The 4,662-nt window shown below is 45.5% G+C and carries 7 protein-coding genes; 4 read left to right on the top strand and 3 right to left on the bottom strand.

Annotation, left to right across the window (positions count from 1 at the left end; all coding sequences use genetic code 11):
- The first annotated feature begins 526 nt into the window (after positions 1-526).
- Complete coding sequence (locus BGK49_RS31660; protein ID WP_001329547.1) at positions 527-685, top strand: hypothetical protein; 159 nt, start codon at positions 527-529, stop codon at positions 683-685.
- A gap of 196 nt (positions 686-881) precedes the next feature.
- On the opposite strand, the gene BGK49_RS26200 is transcribed toward BGK49_RS31660, so the two are convergent.
- Positions 882-1,019, bottom strand: a complete 138-nt coding sequence (locus BGK49_RS26200) for a colicin release lysis protein (RefSeq protein WP_001329514.1) — start codon at positions 1,017-1,019, stop codon at positions 882-884.
- A gap of 47 nt (positions 1,020-1,066) precedes the next feature.
- Between BGK49_RS26200 and BGK49_RS09720 the strand changes: the two genes are divergently transcribed.
- The gene (locus tag BGK49_RS09720) at positions 1,067-1,408 is read left to right on the top strand and encodes a colicin E1 family microcin immunity protein (RefSeq protein ID WP_000058755.1); all 342 of its coding nucleotides are present in this window, start codon (positions 1,067-1,069) and stop codon (positions 1,406-1,408) included.
- Here the strand turns inward: BGK49_RS09720 and BGK49_RS09725 are convergent.
- Entirely contained in the window at positions 1,405-2,970 is a 1,566-nt protein-coding gene (locus tag BGK49_RS09725; RefSeq protein ID WP_000447003.1) for a colicin-like pore-forming protein, read from the bottom strand. The genes BGK49_RS09720 and BGK49_RS09725 overlap by 4 nt on opposite strands.
- 259 nt (positions 2,971-3,229) lie before the next feature.
- Between BGK49_RS09725 and BGK49_RS09730 the strand changes: the two genes are divergently transcribed.
- Both BGK49_RS09730 and BGK49_RS09735 read left to right on the top strand, forming a co-directional pair.
- Entirely contained in the window at positions 3,230-3,667 is a 438-nt protein-coding gene (locus BGK49_RS09730; protein WP_171729989.1) for an entry exclusion protein 1, read from the top strand.
- A gap of 80 nt (positions 3,668-3,747) precedes the next feature.
- Positions 3,748-4,167: an Exc2 family lipoprotein gene (locus tag BGK49_RS09735; RefSeq protein WP_001254967.1), complete on the top strand. Its 420-nt coding sequence runs from the start codon at positions 3,748-3,750 to the stop codon at positions 4,165-4,167.
- A gap of 224 nt (positions 4,168-4,391) precedes the next feature.
- Here the strand turns inward: BGK49_RS09735 and mobA are convergent.
- Positions 4,392-4,662: plasmid mobilization protein MobA (gene mobA, locus BGK49_RS09740; RefSeq protein ID WP_153275969.1), on the bottom strand; the 271-nt coding region annotated here is incomplete at its 5' end.

The following is a 4,662-nucleotide window of genomic DNA, read 5'->3' on the forward strand; positions in this document are numbered from 1 at the left end:
CAGACACGCTTTGAAGTAGAAAATAGCACAGAGAGATAACGCTCAGGACAGGATGCCGAACGGCACAACAGAGCGTAAGGAGAAAATGTCACATAAGGCGCTCTTCCGCTTCCTCGCTCACTGACTCGCTACGCTCGGTCGTTCGACTGCGGCGAGCGGTGTCAGCTCACTCAAAGGCGGTAATGCGGTTATCCACAGAATCAGGGGATAACGCCGGAAAGAGCATGTGAGCAAAAAGCCGAAGGCAGGGACAAAGGCCGCGCAGGTGGCGTTTTTCCATAGGCTCCGCCCCCCTGACGAGCATCACAAAAATCGACGCTCAAGTCAGAGGTGGCGAAACCCGACAGGACTATAAAGATACCAGGCGTTTCCCCCTGGAAGCTCCCTCGTGCGCTCTCCTGTTCCGACCCTGCCGCTTACCGGATACCTGTCCGCCTTTCTCCCTTCGGGAAGCGTGGCGCTTTCTCATAGCTCACGCTGTTGGTATCTCGGCTCGGTGTAGGTCGTTCGCTCCAAGCTGGGCTGTGTGCACGAACCCCCCGTTCAGCCCGACCGCTGCGCCTTATCCGGTAACTATCGTCTTGAGTCCAACCCGGTAAGACACGACTTAGCGCCACTGGCAGCAGCCGTTGGTAACTTGGTTAGCAGAGCGATGATGGCGCAAATGGTGCAACAGAGTTCTTGAAGTAGTGGCCCGACTACGGCTACACTGGAAGGACAGTATTTGGTATCTGCGCTCTGCTGAAGCCAGTTACCTCGGTTAAGCAGTTCCCCAACTGACTTAACCTTCGATCAAACCGCCTCCCCAGGCGGTTTTTTCGTTTACAGGCAGCAGATTACGCGCAGAAAAAAAGGATCTCAAGAAGATCCTTTGATCTTTTCTACTGAACAGAGATCCCCGTCAATTTAGAAGAAGATGATGGAGCCACAGTCCCTCCCTGAACATCACGTATATAGTTAGCCTGACATCCAACAAGGAGGTTTATAGCGAATATTCCCACAAAAAATCTTTTCCTCATAACTCGATCCTTATAAAATGAAAAGAATATATAACGAGGTTTAATTTATGAGTTTAAGATACTACATAAAAAATATTTTGTTTGGCCTATACTGCGCACTTATATATATATACCTTATAACAAAAAACAACGAAGGGTATTATTTCCTAGCGTCAGATAAGATGCTATACGCAATAGTGATAAGCACTATTCTATGCCCATATTCAAAATATGCTATTGAACACATATTTTTTAAGTTCATAAAGAAAGATTTTTTCAGAAAAAGAAAAAACCTAAATAATGCCCCCGTGGCAAAATTAAACCTATTTATGCTATACAATCTACTTTGTTTGGTCCTAGCAATCCCATTTGGATTGCTAGGACTGTTTATATCAATAAAGAATAATTAAATACCCAACACCTCATTTATAGTATTAAGTTTATTCTTATCAATAAAGGCACATAGAATGCCTGTAACAATAGCAATCCCCCAGATACCTAATGTAGTTCCAGCAAGCACACTAAAAAGTAAAACAACAACATAACTAACTCCAGCATCTACAGCTTTCTTCTCTAATGTAAGAAATAGCGGCTTCCAGTCACCTGTATCCTTAATTTTTAGGATATCAGATACCACATCATATCCAAAAGAAACATGTCCCGTAATCTTCAAGTACTTGGCAAACTGATCTAAATGCTTAGCCCAGTCTTCATACTTAACCGCCTCCAGTGCATTGAAAATTGCATCACGGTCTGCTTTGCTGAATTTCTTATTTAATACATCCTTGTATTTCTCAAAAGCAGCTAGAGCTTCATTCACATTGCTGATTTTCTTACCTTTAGATTTATCAGCAAGTTCCTGTGCCATTTTTGAATATTTTTCACCATATTTTTCAGATAGCGTTTGATAAAAGCTAACTGTTGCATCCACAGCATCCTTAATCTGCGAGTTCAGGAGATTAGTCTGTGCTGTTTTCAAATTATCTTCAGCATCATGAATACGTGAAACTGCTGTACTTCGCTTATTATTAGCCTGAGAAATAGCCTCTTGGATTCCATTTATCTCAGAGCTAATCTGGTTAAGACGCGTTTCTGATGCTGTTACCTGCTTTTGTTTTTCCTCCATCTCATCACCAGCTCTCGCCCGTAGTCTGGTGGCCTCAAAAAAAGGACGACTCTGAAGCGGATCATTCGCCCTAGGAGATAAAAGTTTAACCCTTTCATCCAGTTCTTTATATTTAGCAGATGCCTGATCCAACTCATTTCGTTTTCCGGACAGCGTATTCGTTTCTGCATCACGGGCATGAATACTGGAGCTTAAACGGGTATTGAGCGTATTAATCTCTTCATCCACTTTCGCCAGCTCAGATTGTGCAGCAGCAAGATTTTTTTGTGCCACCTCCACAGCCCGGGCCTCTTCACTCAATGCTGCCAGGCGTTTCTCTTCATCCTCAGCCAGTTTCAATTGGCGTTCTGTTTCAGCCTGCTCCTTCTCTATCTCTTTACGTCGTTGTTCTGCTTCCTGAAAAGCCTTTTCCGCAGCTTCCGCTTCTTTACGGGCTTTTTCTTCTGCTTTTGCAAGGCGCAACCGCTCTGCTTCTGCCTGCATCGCTGCATTATTGGCATGAGCCAGGTCAATAACCTCCGGATGAGTGGAATTATGGCGAAGCGCCTCATTCACAATATCCTTCAGATGTTGAGTCAGCGCATCCCGGTTTGCTTTTGCTTTAGCCTGTGCTTCTGCGGCAGCTTTTGCTCGGGCAGCCTGTTCTGCCTGCGTTTTCTTCAATTGAGCAGTAGACCATTTAGCTGTGGCATGAATGGCTGCAGAACTTTCACTTTTGCTACCTCCAGTTCCACCACCACCGCCAGAGCCACTCCCGTCTGGATTACCATTCAAAAGAGTAATGATTACCTGCCCCTTATCATCATAAGGAACACCATCTTTATAGTACGCTACAGCTGTTTCCATTATAAAATCCTCTTTGACATTAAAAACAAATAGTTAAAAGCAATATACTGTATATATAATCACTGGTTTTATATACAGTTTAAAATTACGCCGCTGCATTTTCCCTGTCAACCCTGTGGATTTTCATTTTTGTGAAAACGATCAAAAAAACAGCCACCCACACCACGTGCTATTTCCACCCGATGCCACAAAAACCAGCACAAACATTACCGTTCTCAGACCTCATTATGTTTTACTGAAACCATGAGATGAGACACCTATGGGACACTGTAACTTTATGGCATGGCACACACTCCGGGACGCACTGAAAATGACTGGAAGATCGCGTTCACAGTTTTACCGTGATATGCGCTCAGGTCTTGTCAGTTACCGTACCAGCCAGGACGGACGACGGGAGTTTGAAACCAGTGAACTGATCCGGGCATACGGCGAATTAAAGCGGAATGAGACACCAGAAAGGCACACTCAAGGACACTCAGAAAAACCTCATGATCAGCAGACAGAACGCATTCTCCGGGAACTGAATGAGCTGAAACAATGCCTGACGCTGATGCTTGAGGATAAACAAGCCCAGGATACGGAGCGCCGGCGCCAGAAAGCAGAACGGAAACAGCTACAGAATGAGATAGCCCAGCTCAGGCAGGCTCTGGAGCAGGAAAAGAAACGGGGATTCTGGTCCAGGCTGTTCGGTCACTGAACGCGCTCAGAAACTGATGATAAGATAATCTTCGGATAATAACTCACCGAGAATAAATACTTTAAGGTAGGGAGACACTCATGAGACGTACCGGAAACAAACTTTGTCTTATCGCCATGATAACAGCAACAGTAGCTCTCACAGCCTGTACCCCAAAGGGCAGCGTGGAACAACATACCCGGCATTACGTATATGCTTCTGATGACGGTTTTGATCCCAACTTTTCCACCCAAAAAGCCGACACAACACGAATGATGGTGCCTTTTTTTCGGCAGTTCTGGGATATGGGAGCTAAAGATAAAGCGACAGGAAAATCACGGAGTGATGTGCAACAACGCATTCAACAGTTTCACAGCCAGGAATTTTTAAACTCACTCCGGGGCACAACTCAATTTGCGGGTACTGATTACCGCAGCAAAGACCTTACCCCGAAAAAATCCAGGCTGCTGGCTGACACGATTTCTGCGGTTTATCTCGATGGCTACGAGGGCAGACAGTAAGTGGATTTACCATAATCCCTTAATTGTACGCACCACTGAAACGCGCTGAACGCGATTCTGACGCAGACACCGCAAAAAGAGATGTTTTACCCCGGAAAAACAGGAAGGATGCGTCAGGATCGTTTTCAGCTCTCTGCATAGCTATGCATGAAAGCGAATGGTGATCACTTTGGGAGCTTACGGTGTTCATACCGTCAGTTTTCGACAGTTTTCTCTCCGGGAAGCTAATCTGCCATAAGCCTGGATAACAGGGCACGGTGATACTCCGTAATAGCGATCAGCACCTCCGCATACTCCCTGTCCCCGACACGCTTGCCGTCGATAAAGAGTTTTTTCTGTAACGCCCCCAGTCTCATAACTTCTTTCAGTACCCGATCATCAGTCAGTGAGTTAACTTTCTTACCGAGAGCTGCCGCCCGTAAAAAACCGGAAACGGTCTTGCCGCATTCAGCAGCCCTTTTTCTGATTTCCTGGTCTTCTTCTGCCGTCAGACGA

This window comes from Shigella sp. FC1544 (assembly GCF_001722145.1).
In the GTDB taxonomy this organism is placed as follows: domain Bacteria; phylum Pseudomonadota; class Gammaproteobacteria; order Enterobacterales; family Enterobacteriaceae; genus Escherichia; species Escherichia coli.